General features: G+C 70.9%; 14 protein-coding genes and 1 pseudogene. 9 read left to right on the top strand and 6 right to left on the bottom strand.

Going from position 1 to position 17201, the window contains the following annotated elements; all coding sequences use genetic code 11:
- Positions 1-341 precede the first annotated feature (341 nt).
- The 3 genes from ACIBSV_RS16300 (at position 342) to ACIBSV_RS16290 (ending at position 4352) form a co-directional block, all read left to right on the top strand.
- Positions 342-2123: a DEAD/DEAH box helicase gene (locus ACIBSV_RS16300; RefSeq protein ID WP_395863367.1), complete on the top strand. Its 1782-nt coding sequence runs from the start codon at positions 342-344 to the stop codon at positions 2121-2123.
- 691 nt (positions 2124-2814) lie between these two features.
- The gene (locus ACIBSV_RS16295; RefSeq protein WP_395863365.1) at positions 2815-3486 is read left to right on the top strand and encodes an IclR family transcriptional regulator; all 672 of its coding nucleotides are present in this window, start codon (positions 2815-2817) and stop codon (positions 3484-3486) included.
- An 86-nt stretch (positions 3487-3572) separates the two neighbouring features.
- Entirely contained in the window at positions 3573-4352 is a 780-nt protein-coding gene (locus ACIBSV_RS16290) for a PDZ domain-containing protein (RefSeq protein WP_395863363.1), read from the top strand.
- 229 nt (positions 4353-4581) lie between these two features.
- Here the strand turns inward: ACIBSV_RS16290 and ACIBSV_RS16285 are convergent, their stop codons facing one another.
- From ACIBSV_RS16285 to ACIBSV_RS16270, 4 genes and pseudogenes are all read right to left on the bottom strand, one after another.
- Positions 4582-4740 carry a hypothetical protein gene (locus tag ACIBSV_RS16285; RefSeq protein ID WP_395863487.1) on the bottom strand — a complete coding sequence of 53 codons (159 nt, stop codon included), beginning with the start codon at positions 4738-4740 and terminating at the stop codon, positions 4582-4584.
- Positions 4722-5516: pseudogene (locus ACIBSV_RS16280) on the bottom strand (ABC transporter ATP-binding protein); the annotation flags it as partial. The gene ACIBSV_RS16285 and the pseudogene ACIBSV_RS16280, both read right to left, overlap by 19 nt.
- Entirely contained in the window at positions 5509-6150 is a 642-nt protein-coding gene (locus ACIBSV_RS16275) for an ABC transporter permease (protein WP_395863481.1), read from the bottom strand. The pseudogene ACIBSV_RS16280 and the gene ACIBSV_RS16275, both read right to left, overlap by 8 nt.
- A gap of 193 nt (positions 6151-6343) precedes the next feature.
- Positions 6344-6814 carry an Lrp/AsnC family transcriptional regulator gene (locus ACIBSV_RS16270; RefSeq protein WP_395863361.1) on the bottom strand — a complete coding sequence of 157 codons (471 nt, stop codon included), beginning with the start codon at positions 6812-6814 and terminating at the stop codon, positions 6344-6346.
- A 72-nt stretch (positions 6815-6886) separates the two neighbouring features.
- Between ACIBSV_RS16270 and ACIBSV_RS16265 the strand changes: the two genes are divergently transcribed.
- Positions 6887-8254, top strand: a complete 1368-nt coding sequence (locus ACIBSV_RS16265; RefSeq protein WP_395863359.1) for an FAD-binding oxidoreductase — start codon at positions 6887-6889, stop codon at positions 8252-8254.
- A 754-nt stretch (positions 8255-9008) separates the two neighbouring features.
- Positions 9009-9899 (top strand): helix-turn-helix domain-containing protein, encoded by an 891-nt coding sequence (locus tag ACIBSV_RS16260; RefSeq protein WP_395863357.1) that lies wholly within the window; start codon positions 9009-9011, stop codon positions 9897-9899.
- A gap of 128 nt (positions 9900-10027) precedes the next feature.
- Here the strand turns inward: ACIBSV_RS16260 and alaS are convergent, their stop codons facing one another.
- Entirely contained in the window at positions 10028-11320 is a 1293-nt protein-coding gene (alaS, locus tag ACIBSV_RS16255; protein ID WP_395863355.1) for an alanine--tRNA ligase, read from the bottom strand.
- A 220-nt stretch (positions 11321-11540) separates the two neighbouring features.
- On the opposite strand from alaS, the gene ACIBSV_RS16250 reads away from it, so the two are divergent.
- From ACIBSV_RS16250 to ACIBSV_RS16235, 4 genes are all read left to right on the top strand, one after another.
- Positions 11541-11903 (top strand): hypothetical protein, encoded by a 363-nt coding sequence (locus ACIBSV_RS16250; RefSeq protein WP_395863353.1) that lies wholly within the window; start codon positions 11541-11543, stop codon positions 11901-11903.
- 109 nt (positions 11904-12012) lie between these two features.
- Positions 12013-12819 (top strand): SDR family NAD(P)-dependent oxidoreductase, encoded by an 807-nt coding sequence (locus ACIBSV_RS16245; RefSeq protein ID WP_395863351.1) that lies wholly within the window; start codon positions 12013-12015, stop codon positions 12817-12819.
- Positions 12820-12925: 106 nt separating this feature from the next.
- Positions 12926-14230, top strand: coding sequence for a nicotinate phosphoribosyltransferase (locus ACIBSV_RS16240; RefSeq protein WP_395863349.1), 1305 nt, complete (start codon positions 12926-12928; stop codon positions 14228-14230).
- A gap of 52 nt (positions 14231-14282) precedes the next feature.
- A complete protein-coding gene (locus tag ACIBSV_RS16235; RefSeq protein WP_395863347.1) occupies positions 14283-14906 on the top strand; it encodes an isochorismatase family protein in 624 nt (207 codons plus the stop codon).
- Between the two features lie 312 nt (positions 14907-15218).
- Here the strand turns inward: ACIBSV_RS16235 and ACIBSV_RS16230 are convergent, their stop codons facing one another.
- The gene (locus ACIBSV_RS16230; protein ID WP_395863345.1) at positions 15219-17015 is read right to left on the bottom strand and encodes an immune inhibitor A domain-containing protein; all 1797 of its coding nucleotides are present in this window, start codon (positions 17013-17015) and stop codon (positions 15219-15221) included.
- Positions 17016-17201 lie beyond the last annotated feature (186 nt).

The following is a 17201-nucleotide window of genomic DNA, read 5'->3' as shown; positions in this document are numbered from 1 at the left end:
GGCGATCGCGGCGAGTGCGCCGGGCAGGGCAGGCGGGTATGTGGGCGCGCGGTCCTGGGGGCGGAGCGGGCGAAGCGGCCGGGTGGCTCGCGCTCGGGGCGAGGCGGGGCGGGCGTGGGTGAGTGAGTCGTGGTTTGTCGGGGCGTGGTCGGGACGCGCCGGAGATCGGCCGGGAGGGTGGGTTCGAGGGGCCGGTCTGGTCGGTGTTCCCAGTGGAATCGCCGTTCGGTGGCCCGGGTTTCGGGGCGTGGGAGTCGTGGGCGCGCGGAATCGGGCAGGGGCTCGGGTAGCCTGATCGCTTGCCCTCGATCGCCCCCTCGGCCTGGAGCAGACCCGTCGCAGTGAGTACCGCAGCCGCGTCCCATCTGTCCCCGGCCTTCCCGAACCGTGCCTCCTGGGGCACCGCGAACAAGCTGCGCGCATGGCAGCAGGGGGCCCTCGACACCTACCTCGCACGCCAACCGCGCGACTTCCTCGCGGTGGCCACGCCGGGCGCCGGCAAGACCACGTTCGCGCTGCGGATCGCCTCCGAACTGCTGGACGCGCACGTGATCCACCAGATCACCATCGTCGCGCCGACCGAGCACCTCAAGAAGCAGTGGGCCGAGGCCGCCGCGCGCATAGGCCTGCGGATCGACCCGAACTATTCGAGCTCGTCGGGCCCGGTGTCCCGCGAGTACCACGGCATCGCGGTCACCTACGCGGGCGTGGGCGTGCATCCCATGTTGCACCGCCGCCGGGTGGAGAACCGCAAGACGCTGGTGATCCTGGACGAGATCCACCACGCGGGCGACAGCAAGTCGTGGGGCGAGGCGTGCATGGAGGCGTTCGAGCCGGCCACCCGCCGGCTCGCGCTGACCGGCACGCCGTTCCGCTCGGACATCAACCCGATCCCGTTCGTCGCGTACGAGGAGGGCAAGGACGGGATCCGCCGCTCGTCCGCCGACTACACCTACGGCTACGGCCACGCGCTCTCGGACGGCGTGGTGCGCCCGGTCATCTTCCTGTCGTACTCGGGCGACCTGCGCTGGCGGACCAAGGCCGGCGACGAGATCGCGGCCTCGCTCGGCGAGCCGATGACCAAGGACGCGATCAGCCAGGCCTGGCGTACCGCGCTGGATCCGCAGGGCTCGTGGATGCCGCAGGTGTTGCGGGCCGCCGACAAGCGGCTGGGCGAGGTACGCAAGGCCATCCCGGACGCCGGCGGCCTGGTGATCGCCACCGACCACGAGTCGGCTCGGGCGTACGCGCGGATGATCCGCGAGATCACCGGACAGGGCGCCACCCTGGTGTTGTCCGACGACGTCGGCGCGTCGAAGAAGATCGAGGACTTCTCCGCGTCCGAGGACCGCTGGATGGTCGCGGTGCGGATGGTGTCCGAGGGCGTGGACGTACCCCGCCTCTCGGTGGGCGTGTTCGCCACCACGATCTCCACGCCGCTGTTCTTCGCGCAGGCCGTGGGGCGCTTCGTCCGGGCCCGACGCCGGGGCGAGACCGCGTCGGTGTTCCTGCCCTCCGTGCCGACGCTGCTCCAGCACGCGAACGAGATGGAGATCGAGCGCGACCACGTGCTGGACCGCCCGAAGAAGGAGGGCGGGATGTACGACGAGGAGGACGCCCTCCTCGCGCAGGCCAACGCGCAGAAGGACGAGCCGGGGCAGCAGGAGGAGTTCGCGTTCGAGGCGCTGGAGAGCGAGGCGCGCTTCGACCGGGTGTTGTTCGACGGCGCGGAGTTCGGGCTTCAGGCGCACGTGGGCAGCGAGGAGGAAGAGGAGTACCTCGGCCTTCCCGGGCTGCTCGAACCCGACCAGGTCCAGATGCTGCTCCAGTCCCGGCAGGCCAAGCAGGTGGCCAAGAGCCGGCGCAAGCCGGACCACCAGGCCGACCTGTCGGAGAAGCCGGCCGACCAGCGCCCGGTGGTGACGCACCGTCAGATGACGGCGATGCGCAAGGAACTCAACACGATGGTGGCCGCTTGGCACCACCGCACCGGGCAGACCCACGGGCAGATCCACAACGAGCTGCGCCGGGTATGCGGCGGGCCGGCGGTGGCACAGGCGTCGGCCGGACAGTTGGAGGCGCGGATCGGCAAGATCCGCGAGTGGGCCACGTCCGGGCGCTGAGTCGCGCGGGGGCGGGTTGCCGGGTGGCCGGGGTCGTCACGGGGGCGTCGGGTCATGGGTCAATCGGTCGTCGGGTCATGGGCCGCGGTTGAGGGTCGCGGGTCACCGGATCATTGGCCACCGGATCGTTTGTCGCTGGATCATCGGTCACCAGATCATCGGGTCGCGATCTCGGGCTCGATTGTGCTTTGGTGCCCGGGTGTCGGTACGAGTCCGGTCCGGATGCGATCTGGCTGCGGGTTCGGGGCCGATTGCGGTCGATCCGGGTGTTGATCCGGGTGTCGGTCGAGGTGTCGGTCGAGGTGGCTATCTCATTGGTTGGGACGGTGTGTCCGACTGGTGAGTACGGAGTCGTCCGGCCATGCTCTCGGGAGGACGTGGCGAGGATCGCATTTGGCGAATTACACATTACGTGCTATATGTCCCGAAAGATCTGTTATTTTTCCTGTCCGTATCCCGGATATCCGGTGCCAAAAGTGCCCCCTCTGGTTAGCGTGATCCTCCGACGCGCCGAGCAGGAGAAACCGTCCTGCTCGGACGTGGGAATCCGTTCGGCCTGCCCGCCGAGTGGTGACGAGTACGTGTCCTGGCCCCATGACCTGGCGCCGCACAGCCTCGCGAATGTGGCGTTCCGTTCGGGGATCGAGCGCCGCTGGACGTAATGCAACGTCACGCGAAGGGAGGGGGGCCGGTGGTCGCCGAAACGTCACAGACCCTGGACCGAGGGCTCAAGGTCCTCGAACTGCTCGCCGATGCCTCGGACGGATTGTCGGTACACGACATCGCCGCCGCACTCGGCGTCAACCGCACCGTCGTCTATCGCATCCTCGCCACACTCGAACAGCACGGCCTGGTCCGGCGCGACGACAGCGGCCGCACCACACTCGGCCTGGGCGCGCTGCAACTGGCCCGGCGGGCGCATCCGCTGGTCCGCGACGCGGCGGTGCCGTGTCTGCGCCGGCTCGCCGAGGAGACCGGGGCCACCGCGCACCTGACCATCGTGGACGGCATGGAGGCCCTGGTGGTCGCGGTGGCCGAGCCCACCTGGACCGACTATCACGTGGCCTACCGGGTCGGTTCGCGGCATGCGCTGGACGCGGGCGCGGCGGGACTGGCGATCCTGGCCGCGCGCCGGGTGGTGGCGGGGCTGGACGGGCCCAGGTCCTACGTGTACGCGCCCGGCGACGGTCGGCACACGGTGCCCGGGATCGCGGCCCCGGTGCCCGGTCTCGCCGCCGTCGAGTCGAGCGTCGGGATCGTCTCGCTGGGCAACCTGGACACCGAACGACTGGGCCGCCGGGTGGCCGAGGCGGCGGCGGAGCTGTCCAACGAACTGGGCGGAATGCGCGTCTCCGCCGCATAGGTCGGACGGCGCGACGCGGCGGACGGCCCGGGTCGCGGCGCGGGTGGGGCGAGTCCGGTACGGCGCGTCGGGCGGGGCCGTGTTTAATGCCAGGCGTGGCCCGTACCAAGCTCACCCTCCCGGTGTCTCTGCTCCTCGTCGCGATCCTGTTCGGCTTCGCGTTTCTGGTGCCGATGCCGTACGTCCTGATCACTCCGGGATCGGTGGCCGACACGCTCGGCGACGACGCGGGGCGGCCGGTGGTCGAGATCTCCGGCCCCGCCACGGTGTACCCGACGACCGGGCACCTGTTGTTGACCACGATCCACGCGAGCGGACGCGACGAGAAGCACCGGTTGGCGTCGCTGCTCGGTGCGTGGTGGGACACGGAAGAGGCGGTTGTCCCGAGGAAGTCCGTCTACCCGGACGGCAAATCGATCGAGCAGGTCGTCGAGACCAACACCAAGGACATGGTCAAGTCGCAGGACAGCGCGACCGTCGCGGCGCTGAAGTACCTCGGCAAGACGCCGGACCAGGTCAAGGTCACGCTGCATCTGAGCGATGTCGGCGGGCCGAGTGCGGGACTGTTCTTCGCGCTGGGCATCGTGGACAAGCTGACCGAGGGTCAACTGACGGGCGGGCGGACGATCGCCGGCACGGGGTCGATCGACGGCGATGGCAGGGTCGGCGAGATCGGTGGGCTGCCGATGAAGCTGTTGGCGGCAAAGCGGGCGGGGGCGACGGTGTTCGTGCTGCCGAAGGGGGAGTGCGGGGAGGCTGGGCGGGTGGGGTCCGGTGGGCTTCGATTGGTTCCGGTCGAGACGCTCTCGGGGGCGGTCGACGCTCTCAACGCGTTGAACGCGGGGGGCAAGGTTGCCTCGTGTTGATTTTGGCCTCCTGTGACGGCTGGGCTGGATTGGGTTCGGCTGACCTCATGCGGGGGGTGGGCTGGGTTGGCCTCAAGCGCCGGCCGGGCTGAGTGGCCTCAAACGCCGGCCGGGCTGGATTGTGTTCGGCTGACTCGGGCGCCGGTCGGGCTGGGTTGGCCTCAAGCGCCGGTCGGGCTGAGTCGAGCTTGGCTGGGGTGGCCGCGAGTGCCGGTCTGGCTGAGTGGTCTCACGTGGTCGGGTTGGAGCTTGGGCTGGGGGCTGTGTGGCGCCGGTCGTCCAACAGGAGCACCTCGTCGGCCCCGTGCTCGCGCGCGGACGCGCGGATCGTCTCGATGTCGTCGCGCATTCCCGCTGTGGCGAACGGCTTCACCTCGACGTCGCGCACCCGGGACAGGGTCAGCCGCTTCAGCGCGGCGCCCGCCCGACGAAGCCGGCCACGACCTCGTCGGCCGGGTTGGTCAGGATCGCCTCGGGGGTGTCGTACTGGGCGATGTGCGATTGCTCGCGCAGCACCACGATCCTGTCGCCGAGCTTGACCGCCTCGTCGAAGTCGGGCGTGAAGAACACGATCGTCTTGTGCAACTCGTGCTGGATCCGGATGAGTTGGTCCTGGAGGTGGCCGCGTGTGATCGGGTCCACCGCGCCGAACGGCTCGTCCATCAACAACACCGGCGGGTCACCCGCGAGTGCTCGCGCGACGCCGACCCGCTGTTGTTGACCGCCGGAGAGTCGGCGCGGATATCGGTTGCGGAACTCGGCGCTGTCCAGGCCCACGGTCTCCAGGAGTTCGTCCACCCGGGTGGACACCTTCGACCGGCTCCAGCCGAGCATCCTCGGTACCAGCGCGATGTTCTGACCGACCGTCATGTGCGGGAACAGGCCGCTGTTCCGGATCGCGTAGCCGATCTTGCGGCGCAACTTGACCGGATCCAGGCGGGTGACGTCCCGATCGTCGATCGAGATCAGCCCCGAGGTCGGCTCGATCAGCCGGTTGATCATCTTCATCGTGGTGGTCTTGCCGCTGCCGGACGGCCCGACGAACACCACGAGTTGGCCGGCCGGGATCTCCAGGGTGAGCCGATCGACCGCGGCCGTCCGCTGCCCGGGGAAGTGCTTGGTGAGCTCTTCGAGTCGAATCGTCGCGCCGGTGACGTCAGTCACGGATTCCCCCGGAAACGGTCAGCCGGCCGAGGAGCACGTACGCGGCGTCGAAGAGGAGGAGCGGCACGACCACGCCCAGGGTGCCCACCCAGGCCGCGTCGATCGCGTTCTCGCTGCCCAGGCGGGCCAGTCCGGTGAAGATCCCGTTGCCCAGTCCCGGACCCGACACATAGGCGGCGATCGCCGCGATGCCCATGATCATCCGGGTGGACACCCGGATGCCGGTGAGCAGCGCGGGCCACGCGAGCGGCAATTCGACGCGGAGCAGGATCACCGCCCGGTTCATCCCGATTCCGCGTGCGGCGTCCACAAGCTGTGGATCCACGCCGGCCAGACCCACGATGGCGTTGCGCGCGATCGGCAGCAGCGCGACCACTGCGACCACGGTCGGTGCGACACCGAGGCCGAGCAGCGGGATCAGCAGGCCGAGCAGCGCGAACGAGGAAATGGTCAGGATGGTCGCGGTGGTGCCGATCGCGATCCGGGACGCGAGCGCGCTGCGGTAGGCGGCGATCGCCACCACGATCCCGATCAGCGTCGCGATCACCATGCACTGGAGCACGGTGCTCGCGTGCGTCCAGGTCTCGATCCAAAGCTGCTCGCGGCGGCTGGAGACGTAGTCCCAGAAGCTCAACACAGCCCTTCCCGCGAACCCGGTGGTGACCGCGGTCGGTTACCGTCGCCGGACGTGCGGGAAACGCGGGATGGGCCGAGCGGGTCCGATTCGTCACCCGTTCCGGTGCGCTGTCACCCGTCCGGCTCGGTTCCGCCGCCCGTGACCCGCACCCGTCTTCCCGGCCCGGCGTTCACCCGCGCGGGCGCCGCCGTCAGCCGTCCGTCACCGCACATTCCACCAGGGGCAACACCCGGTAGGGCACCGGGTTCTCCAGAGCGATCGTGGTGGACGCGCGGACCACCCCGTCCAGTTCGATGATCTGCTCGATCACCCGTTGCAGGTCCGCGTTCGAGCGCGCGACGATCCGGCACAGCAGGTCGCCCCGACCGGTGATCGCGTGCACTTCGAGCACCTGCGGCACACACTCCAGGTCCTTGCGCAGGTCGCGTCCCTGCCCCTGGCGGATCTCCAGAGTGGCGAACGCGGTCACCGAGAAGCCGAGTGTGGCGGGATCCACGTCCGGCCCGAAGCCCCTGATCACCCCTGCCTCGCGCAGGCGATCGAGGCGCGCCTGCACGGTTCCGCGTGCCACCGCGAGCCGGCGCGAACACTCCACGACACCGATCCGCGGTGTTTCCACCAACAGCCGGATCAGCGCGGCATCCAACCGGTCGATCTGCAAGGTGCCCTCCCTCGGGGGACTGGTTTCCCGGTGCCTACCCTGGGGCCATTCACGGCCACACCGGGAGGCAGCATGACCACCGACCTGATCGAGGCATTGCGGGAGGAGCTACCCGCGCACGCCCTGGTGACGGACGCGGACATCGCCGCATCGTACGCGCGCGACATGGCCGGCCTGTGTGCGGCCGGTAACCCTGCGGTGGTGGTCCTGGCCGAGACCACCGAGCAGGTCCGACACGTCATGCGGGTCGCCACGCGACTGCGGGTACCGGTGGTCCCGCAGGGCGCGCGCACCGGCCTGTCCGGCGGCGCCAACGCCGTCGACGGCTGCATCGTGCTCTCGCTGGTCCGGATGAACCGCATCCTGCGGATCGATCCCGTCGACCGCACGGCTGTGGTCGAGGCGGGTGTGATCAACGCCGATCTGTCCAAGGCGACCGCCGAGTACGGCCTGGTCTACCCCCCGGACCCGTCCAGTTGGGAGACCTGCACGATCGGCGGCAACATCGGCACCGGCGCGGGCGGGCTGTGCTGCGTCAAGTACGGGGTGACCGCCGAGTACGTGCTCGGCCTGGACGTGGTGCTCGCCGACGGGGAACTGCTGCGCACCGGACGGCGGACCGCCAAGGGCGTCGCGGGCTACGACCTGACCCGGCTGTTCGTCGGTGCGGAGGGCACCCTCGGCGTGGTCACCCGGGCCACGCTCGCGCTGCGTCCCACGCCGCCGCCCGCGCTGGTGACCGTGGCCCAGTTCGCGAGCACGGGTTCGGCGGCCCGCGCGGTCTCGGCGATCATGGCGGCCGGGCACACCCCCTCGCTGATGGAGCTGATGGACGGCACCACGCTGCGCGCGGTGAACGCGATGGCCAACATGGGTCTGCCGGAGCACAGCGCCGCGCTGCTGCTGATCGCGGTGGACACCCCGGAGCCCGCGGCCGAGTTGGCCGCGATCGAGGCGATCTGTACCGAGGCCGGCGCGTTCGAGGCGTTCACCGCCGAGGACGCCGAGGACTCGGCGCTGTTCATGCAGGCCCGCCGGCTCGCGCTGCCCGCGCTGGAGCGGCTGGGCACGAGCATGATCGACGACGTCGCGGTGCCGCGCTCGCGGCTGGGGGACATGCTCGACGGGGTGGCCGCGATCGCCGAGCGGCACGACACGGTGATCGGGGTGTGCGCGCACGCGGGGGACGGGAACACCCACCCGATCGTGATCTTCGACGCGACCGACCCGGCGGCGGTCGAGCGGGCCGAGGTGGCGTTCGACGCGATCATGCGCCTGGGCTTGGATCTCGGCGGCACGATCACCGGCGAGCACGGTGTGGGCATGCTCAAGCGGGACTGGCTCGCCGAGGAGCTGGGGCCGGTGGGCGTACGGGTGCATCGGAGCGTCAAGGCGGCGTTCGATCCGCTGGGGATTCTCAACCCGGGGAAGGTGATCTGAGCGGGCGGGGTCGCCGGGACGTGGGGTCGCCGGGACGTGGTGCGCGGGGCTGTGGTGACGTGGGTGGCGAGGCTTGGCCCGGGGTGGGGTCGGGACGGGGCCGGCCCTTGGCTGGGATGCGGTTCGGGCACGCGAGCGGCTGGGGTACGGGCTTGGTAGCGGCCCGGTCGTGGCTCGGACATGGGCTCGGACACGGGCTCGGTCACCGGCCTGGTCGCGGCTCCGTCGGGGCTCGGTGCGGTGGGTCGGGTGCATGGCCGGATGTGGTGGTTCGGGACGGTGTTGGTCCTTTGGAAGCCCCACCATGTACTCCTGAGGGGGCATGCCTCGGGGGTAGCTCGGGGTTCGGGTCGTCCTGGGGTAGTAGGTCCGATCGGCACTCCCGGCCGACGCCCGGATGGGGGTACGGCGCCTAGATTCGTTGGTGTCGCTCCTGTTGGGGCGTACGGTGCCGCCCTCTCGGGCGGGGCGGGTTCGGATGGAGGTGGCGGTCGTGGAGAAGCGGGACAGTCGAGAGGTACGGGTCGCGGCGATCGCGCTGCGCCGGCGTCGACAGGCACGCGCCCAGGCCACCGCCCGACTCGTCACCGCGATCCGCCGCGCCGCCTGATCCCGGACCGGGCCGCGTGATCACGGCGCGTGCATGCGGCCTTCGATCACCGCGTGCGTCCCTGTGGATCGCTCAACCGGGGACTGCCGATCCAGGGACGAGTGGTCCCTGGTTACCGGGCTCGGGAGCGCCGATCCTGAGGGCATGAACGATCGACGCGAACTGGCCGACTTCCTGGTGTGCAGCCGCGGCCGGCTCTCCCCGGCGGATGTGGGGCTGCCCGACGGGGCCCGACGGCGAACCGCCGGGCTGCGGCGCGAGGAGGTCGCGCGACTTGCCGGGATGTCGGTCGACTATTACGCGCGGCTGGAACAGAACCGGGGTCCCAACCCGTCGCCGCAACTTCTCGCCGCGCTGGCCCGCGCGCTGCGGTTGGACCGGGCCGGTCGCGATCATCTCTTCCACCTGGCCGGGCAGGTGCCGCCGGGACGGTCGTCGGGGTGCGACGAGCACGTGTCGCCGGCGCTGCTGCTGATGCTTGACCGGTTGCACGACGTACCGGCGCAGGTGCTGTCGGATCTGGGCGACGTGCTGGCGCAGAACGCGATGGCGATGGCGCTGATGGGGCCGAACGTCGGGCGCAACCTCCTGGTGCGGTGGTTTACCGAGCCGGCTTCGCGGGTGCGCTATCGGGCGGTGGACGTGGAGGGGATGTCCCGGGCTTACGTGGCGGATCTGCGCGCCGCGGGTGAGCTGCGGAGGCACGGCGCTCGGCCGGCGGCGCTGGTGGCGCGATTGCGCTCGGAGTCGGCGGAGTTCGCGGCGCTGTGGGATGCGGGGCGGGCGTGGCCGCCCGGGGCGGATGTGCGTGGGGTGGCTGGGCGGCGTGAGGCGGAGGAGACGATTCGGCATCCGGAGGTCGGGGAGATCGCCTTGCGGTGCCAGGTGCTCGATGCCGTGGAGGCGGCGCAGCGGATGGTCGTGTACACGGCTGCGCCCGGGAGTTCGGCGGCGGATCGGTTGGCGTTGCTGCGGGTGGTGGGCGTGCAGGTCTTGTTCGGGGCGGTGGCCCCGGATGCGAATCGGGTCGAGTGACGCGGTTGGCCTCAAGCGCCGGTGGGACCGGGTGGCCTCATGCGCCGGCCGGGTCGAGTGGCCTCACGCCCCGCCCGGGCCGAGTTGTTCGGTGCCCGGGCGGGCTGAGGTGGGTGCTCGGGGTGGGGTCAGGGGTGGTGCGGGAGGAGGGTGGTCAGGTCGGATCGGTTCACGGTCAGGCCGGATTCCTGGGCTGCTTCGATGCTCAGGTCGGGTGGGAAGCCGTGTGAGTCGTAGAGGGTGAAGATCGTTTCCGCGGGGAGGTCGGGTTCGCCCGCTTCGAGGCGGCGGCGGATCGCCTTGTCGAGGAGGCGGGTGCCTCGGGTGAGGGTGCGGTCGAAGGAATCCTCCTCGCGGGTGGTCTCGGATTCGATCAGGGACGCCGCTTGGCTGAGTTCGGGCCAGGTGGGGCCGAGGTTCGCGACCACGCTCGCGGTGGTCGGCGGCAGGATCGGGCCCTGGATGCCGAGGCGACGGCCGTGTCGGATCGCTCTGCGCATCAGCCGGCGCAGCACGTAGCCGGTGCCCTCCTTGCTCGGTCGGATGCCGTCCGCGAGGAGGAACGCGATCGCCCGGGCGTGGTCGGTGACCACTTCGAAGGACACTCGGCCGGGGTCGTCGCGGTCGAGGCGGGAGTGGTCCCGGCCCGCCAGTTCCTCCACGCTCGTGAGGGTGGGGCGCAGCAGGTCGGTCCCGATGACGCCGTCGACGCCTTGGAGTACGGTCGCGAGTCGATCCAGGCCCAGGCCGGTGTCGACGCCGGTGCGTGGGAGGTCGCCCAGTACCGGGAAGCCGCCGCCGGGCTCGGTCTCGCCGCGCACACTGCGCATGAAGACCAGGCTCCACAGTTCGACGAAGCGCTCGGGGTCGACCGCCGGTCCGCCCTCACGCCCGAACGCCGGGCCCCGGTCGTAGGTGACGTCGGAGCAGGGTCCGCACGGTCCGGGTACGCCCATCGACCAGAAGTTGTCCGCCGCGCCGAGGCGTTGGATCCGCCCGGACGGGACGCCGACCGAGCGCCAGATCCGCGCCGACTCGTCGTCGTCCTCGTACACGGTGATCCACAGCCGGTCCGGGGAGAGGTCGAAGGGTCCGGTCAGCAGGTCGTACGCGAACCCGATCGCCTCCTCCTTGAAGTAGTCGCCGAAGGAGAAGTTGCCGAGCATTTCGAAGAAGGTCGAGTGCCGGCGGGTGTGCCCGATGTTGTCGATGTCCACGGTGCGCACGCACTTTTGTACCGAGGTCGCCCGGGGGAATCCGGGCTCGACGTCGCCCAGGAACCACGGCTTGAACTGGTTCATCCCCGCGTTGGACACGAGCAGGCTCGGATCGGGCGGCAGCAGCGACCCGGACGGTACGAGGCGGTGGCCGCGCGTGGTGAAGAAATCGAGGAAGGTGGAACGGATCTGTGGGGAGAGCATGGCGAATCGGCCTTCGCGAGAGCAGCGGGCGGTGGGGGTACACACACGCCGAGCCGGGCCGAGCCGCGCTATCGCGCTCGGTTTGCCGGCCCGACGCCGGTAGCTCGCTGCCCGTGGATCCGCATGCCTCGACGATAACCGACCCCGCGTCGGAGTCGAGTGGATTTCCACGCCGCGCACCCGCGCCGCGCGCCGGCCGGCATGCCCTACCGTGACGGTCATGAGCGAGCAGCCACGCGGTGAGGTACCGGTCGGCCCGGGCGCCGACCTGCGTCCGGACATGGCCGATCGGCTGCGCTCCTACTGGGGCTTCTCCGCGCAGCGCGAACGCCAGGCGGCGATCGGGCGGGCCGCGCCGCGCAAGCGCCGGCACGTCGAGGTGCAGTGCGGCAAGTGCGGTTCGACCAAGGTGAGCACCGACATCGTCGGTGACTACGTGTGCGGCTCGTGCGCCGCGCGCTGGCGTCCGCCGACCGCCGCGGACGGTCCCACGTGCCCGGAGTGCGGCTCGGGCAAGGTGTCCTCGATGCCGTACGGGGACCGCAAGTGCCGGGACTGTGATCATCAGTGGCGGCCGAGCTGACCTGCGGTTCCACAGGGGAGCCCGGGTCTTGTCGGGCCGGGGAGCCCTTGTTTTCCATGGCTGTTGCGGATACCCACGAGGTCGAACGATCAACGTGGGAGGCAGCGCCATGGCAGGACGTCTTCAGGACCACGTCGCGGTGATCACCGGCTCCGGGGCGGGCATCGGGCGCGGGATCGCCCGGCGGTTCGCGGCCGAGGGGTGCCGGATCCTGGTCAACGACATCAAAGCGGAGTCGGCGGATCGGGTCGCGGCCGAGATCACCGAGGCGTTCGGTGTCGAGACGTTCGCGGTCGTCGCCGATGTCACGGTCAAGGCGGACGCGGTCGGTCTGGTCGAGGCCGCGCTGGCCCGGTGGGGCCGATTGGACACGCTGGTGAACAACGCGTGGGGCGGTGGGCGGATCAACCGCCTGGAGAACAAGACGGACGAGATGTTCCGGCACGGTCTGGACATGGCCCTGTGGGCCGGGTGGTGGACGATGCGCGCGGCGTTCGAGCCGATGCGGGACGCGGGTGGCGGCAGCGTGATCAACATCGCCAGCCTGAACGGGGTCAACGCGCACCGGTTCACCGCCGAGTACAACGTCGGCAAGGAGGCGCTGCGCGCGCTCACCCGCTCGGCCGCGCGCGAGTGGGCGCCGCATCAGATCCGGGCCAACGTCATCTGCCCGGGGGCGAAGACGGAGGCGTTCGCCGCCTTCGCCAGGGTGAACCCGGAGGCCGCCGCGACCGCCGAGGCGGCCAACCCGATGGGTCGGATGGGCGACCCGGAGACCGACATCGGCGGGGCGGCGCTGTTCCTGGCCAGTGACGATGCGCGCTACGTCACCGGCAACACGCTGTTCGTCGGCGGCGGGACGCACATCAACGGGTCGACCTGGGCGCCGACGCCGGAGGAGGATCGGCTCGGCTAGCCGTCGATGTCCTGGATATCCGGTCATAATCGGTCGAAATCCCGTGACGTTCACCACCCTTGCGAGTAATCGTCAAACTGACGAGTAATCGTGTTATGCTGACGACATGGACACCGCAACCACGGCCTTGCTGACGGACCACTACGAGCTGACGATGCTCGAAGCCGCACTGCGCAGCGGTGCGGCGCACCGCCGTTCGGTGTTCGAGGTCTTCGCCCGCCGACTGCCGGACGGCCGGCGCTACGGCGTGACCGCCGGCACCGGGCGGCTGCTCGACGGCATCGAGAACTTCCGCTTCGACGACGAGACGCTGCGCTTCCTCGAGGAGGCCGGCGTGGTCGGCCCGGCGACGCTGGACTGGCTGGCCGGCTACCGCTTCACCGGCAACATCTGGGGCTACGCCGAGGGCGAGTGCTGGTTCCCGGGGTCGCCGCTGATCGTGGTCGAGGGCAGCTTCGCCGAGGCGGTGGTGCTGGAGACGCTGATCCTGTCGGTCCTCAACCACGACGCCGCGGTGGCCGCCGCCGCCTCCCGGATGACCTCGGCCGCCGCCGGGCGGCCGTGCATCGAGATGGGCTCGCGCCGCACCCACGAGGAGGCCGCGGTGGCCGCCGCGCGCGCCGCGTACATCTGCGGGTTCGCGAGCACCTCGAACCTGCGCGCCGGGCAGCGGTACGGCATCCCGACCCGGGGCACCAGCGCGCACGCGTTCACGCTCCTGCACGACGACGAGCGCGAGGCGTTCGCGGCGCAGGTGGCCGCGCTCGGCGCGGACACCACGCTGCTCGTGGACACCTACGACGTGGCGAGCGCGGTACGCACGGCGGTGGAGGTGGCCGGGCACGAACTCGGGGCGGTCCGGCTCGACTCGGGCGACCTGCTGCTGCTCGCCCACCGGGTGCGCGCGCAACTCGACGAGCTCGGCGCGGTCAAAACCCGGATCGTGGTCACCAGCGACCTCGACGAGTACGCGATCGCCTCGCTGCGGGCGGCTCCCGTGGACGCCTACGGGGTTGGCACCCAGTTGGTCACCGGTTCGGGGCAGCCGACCGCGTCGCTGGTGTACAAGCTGGTCGCGCGGGCGATGAGCGACGCGCCGGACGCGCCGCTGGTGCCGGTGGCCAAGAAGTCGCCGGGCAAGCCGAGCCACGGCGGCCGCAAGAGCGCCGTGCGGCGCTACGACGCGGACGGGGTGGCCGAGGCCGAGGTGCTGCGGCCGTTCCGGGCCGACGCGGAAGTCGTACCGGGCGAGCGGGAATTGCTGGTCCCGCTGGTGGTGAACGGGGAGATCGTGGGCCGCGAGCCGCTGTCGGCGGCGCGGGACCGACACGCGCGTTCGCGTGAGGAACTGCCGCTTTCGGCTACGCAGCTCTCGCGCGGGGAACCGGTACTTCCGACCATCTACGAGTAGACGCGAGCGGTTCGTCGGACTCGACGGACTCGCCACGAGGAGGCAGGCGACGATGACCCGGGCATTGATCGTGGTCGACGTACAGAACGACTTCTGCGAGGGAGGCAGCCTCGCGGTCGCGGGCGGGGCGGCGGTCGCCGAGGCGATCCGACACCACATCGCGGCCAACGCGGCCGAGCAGCCGCCGGACCCCGTGCACGCGGAGACACCGGCCTACGCGCACATCGTGGCCACGCGGGACCACCACGTGGATCCCGGGGCGCACTTCTCGGCGACGCCGGACTATGAGGAGACCTGGCCGACGCACTGCGTGGCCGGTACCGAGGGCGCGCGCTTCCACCCGGCGTTCGCGTCGGCGGTCGAGTCGGGGCGGGTCGAGGAGATCTTCTCCAAGGGCGCACACGCGGCCGCGTACAGCGGGTTCGAAGGGGCGGCGGCCGACGGGACGTCGTTGGCCGAGTGGCTGCGGGATCGCGGCGTCACCCAGGTGGACGTGGTGGGGATCGCCACGGACCACTGCGTGCGGGCGACCGCGTTGGACGCGGTGCGGGAGGGGTTTGCGACGCGGGTGTTGTTGGGGCTGACGGCGGGGGTGGCGGCGGGGACGACCTCTTCGGCGCTCGCCGAGCTTCGGGGGGCGGGGGCGGTTCTGGTGGGCGAGCCGGCATTGCCCTGAGGCCGGGCGGGCCGTGGGTGGTTGGGTGGGCTTTTTTTGGCCTCATGCGCCGGCCGGGCTGGTTGCCCTCATGCGCCGGGCGGGCTGGGTGGCCTCAAGCGCCGGCCGGGCTGGTTGCCCTCAAGCGCCGGGCGGGCTGGGTGGCCTTAAGCGCCGGCCGGGCTGGTTGCCCTCATGCGCCGGGCGGGCTGTTGGGTTTGCCTGGTTGGGTTTTGAGGGTGGCGTGGGGGCTGGTTGTGGCGCGGTGGGGGTGTGCCGTATGGGTGGTGGTCGGGGGGTGTGGTGTTTGTTGGGGGTGGCCTGGGGCGGGGGTCAGGGGGTGGTGGGCCCGACTGTTACTCGGGCGGCGGTGCCGGTGCGGGTGGGGCCTTCCGTGGTGATTGTGGTGCCGGTGTGGGGGACTTTTACGCCGGTGTTGGGGGACGCGGCGGACCAGTACTCGGCGCTGTCGGTGAACGTGGGGACGCCTGGGCGGGAGGGGAAGGTGCCCAGGCGGCCCAGGGTGATCGCCGAGGTTTCTTCCGTGGTGGAGGTCAGGGCGGCGTCGGCGGTCTGGAAGCGGGCGGGGAGTGGTTTTCCGGTCCGGTCCAGGAGGGGTTCCGGGTGGATGTCGACGGGCAGGATCAGGCCCTCGCCGGGGTGACGGGAGACGTCGTTGTCGGTGAAGGAGGTGTCCCACAGCCAGATCAGGACGCCCTCGCCGTACGGGAAGTGGGCGGCCACGCGTTTGTTGCCGGTGATTTGGTAGGGGCCGTTCACGAGGGTGGTGTCCGCGCCGACGTATTGCCGGTTCTCCACGATGTACCAGCGTTTGGCGTTGCTTCCGCGGCGTGGTGGCAAGGGGACGAGCAGTGCCTGCGGGTCGCCCGTGGACTGGTTCGGCGCGAGTTGGGCCACGGTCTTGCGGGTCGGGTCCACGATGCGTACGTCCAGCCAGCCCAGTTGCAGCTTGTCCCACGCGGACAGCGAGCCCGGCAGTGAGCCCGCGCCGTCCTCGTCGCCGAGGTAGCCGCCGAGCGCCATCAGCGACCAGAACCCCGGCGGGCCGTCGGTCGAGTTGCCTCGGTCGTACAGGTCCGGAAGGCCCAGGTTGTGACCGAACTCGTGGGCGATCACGCCCAGTCCGCCGTTCTCCGACTGGATCGTGTAGTCCCCGGCCCAGATCCCGGAGTCGCCGATCGGTGTGCCACCCGCGCGGTTGCTCGCCGGCCCGGTGCGACCGACCCGGTCGGCGTACGCGTACCAGCGGTGCGACCACACCGCGCCCCGGCCCTGTTCGCCGCCGCCCTGGGCCTTGTCCACGCCGGCGTGCACGATCTCCAGGTTGTCGAGGTAGCCGTCCGGCTCGTCGAAGTCGCCGTCGCCGTCGAAGTCGTCCCGGTCCCAGCGGTCGAACGACGCGAGCTCGTCGCGGACCTGTGCGGCCGTCAGCCCTCCGGCGATCCGCCCGTCGTACCAGACCTTCATCGCGTCCCGGACCAGAGCCCACACGTCCTGGCACACGTTGCGGCCACACCCGTCGTTGCCGTAGCGCGCCTCGTTGTAGGGCACCCGGACCCACTCGGTGACCTCGCCGTCGAGCGAGTAGCGGCCCGAGGACTGCGCGCGGTAGTACGAGGCCAACGAGGGCGAGTCGGTGCCCGGGCCGAAGAACAGGTCCCGGAAGTGGTCGCGTTCGTAGCTCGATCGCCACAGCGTCGTGGTGTCCTCGGCCCGGTTCGGCGCCGGGATGGTGCCGTGTCGAGGACCCGGCCGCGAGCTGTAGCGATGCCCGTTCGGCGCGTCGAGGCGATCGCCGAACTCGACCAGGACCACGAACACCCGCGCCTCGGCGGGTGGCCGGGTCTCCGCGGCGCCCGCTTCGCCGGCCGGCACCGTGCGCGCCGTCAGCGCCGGGTCCTCGGTCATCGCCCGTACCGCCGCGTCGCGTCGTTGTCTGCGCCGCTCGGTGAAGGGGTGCGTTAGGTCGTCGTCGCGTTCGACGAAGGGGCCGGATTCGGTGCGCTCGCCCGGGACGTCCGCGATCCGGCCCGGCGCGGCCGGGGCGGCGGCCAGCACGAGCAGTGCGCACAACGCGGTGACGACGGGGGTGACGTGCCTGCGGTTCACGTGGACTCTCCGGGGCGGGCGGTCCTGGGGCTGTCTTCATGCGCGGGATCGGTGCTCCGACCGTCGCGGGAGGGTGCCCGGAGCCGGGACCGATAAATCCCGATCGCAATCGACTGGTTACATTGCGCGGCGTGAGCAGTAGCGTGAGAGCGGGGGGCGTGCACAAAGGGGTGCAGGGGAGGTGGT

Source organism: Embleya sp. NPDC050154 (genome assembly GCF_044460165.1).
Taxonomy (GTDB): domain Bacteria; phylum Actinomycetota; class Actinomycetes; order Streptomycetales; family Streptomycetaceae; genus Embleya.
The sequence above is the reverse complement of the archived record's forward strand: the minus strand, read 5'-3'. Positions and strand labels throughout refer to the sequence as shown.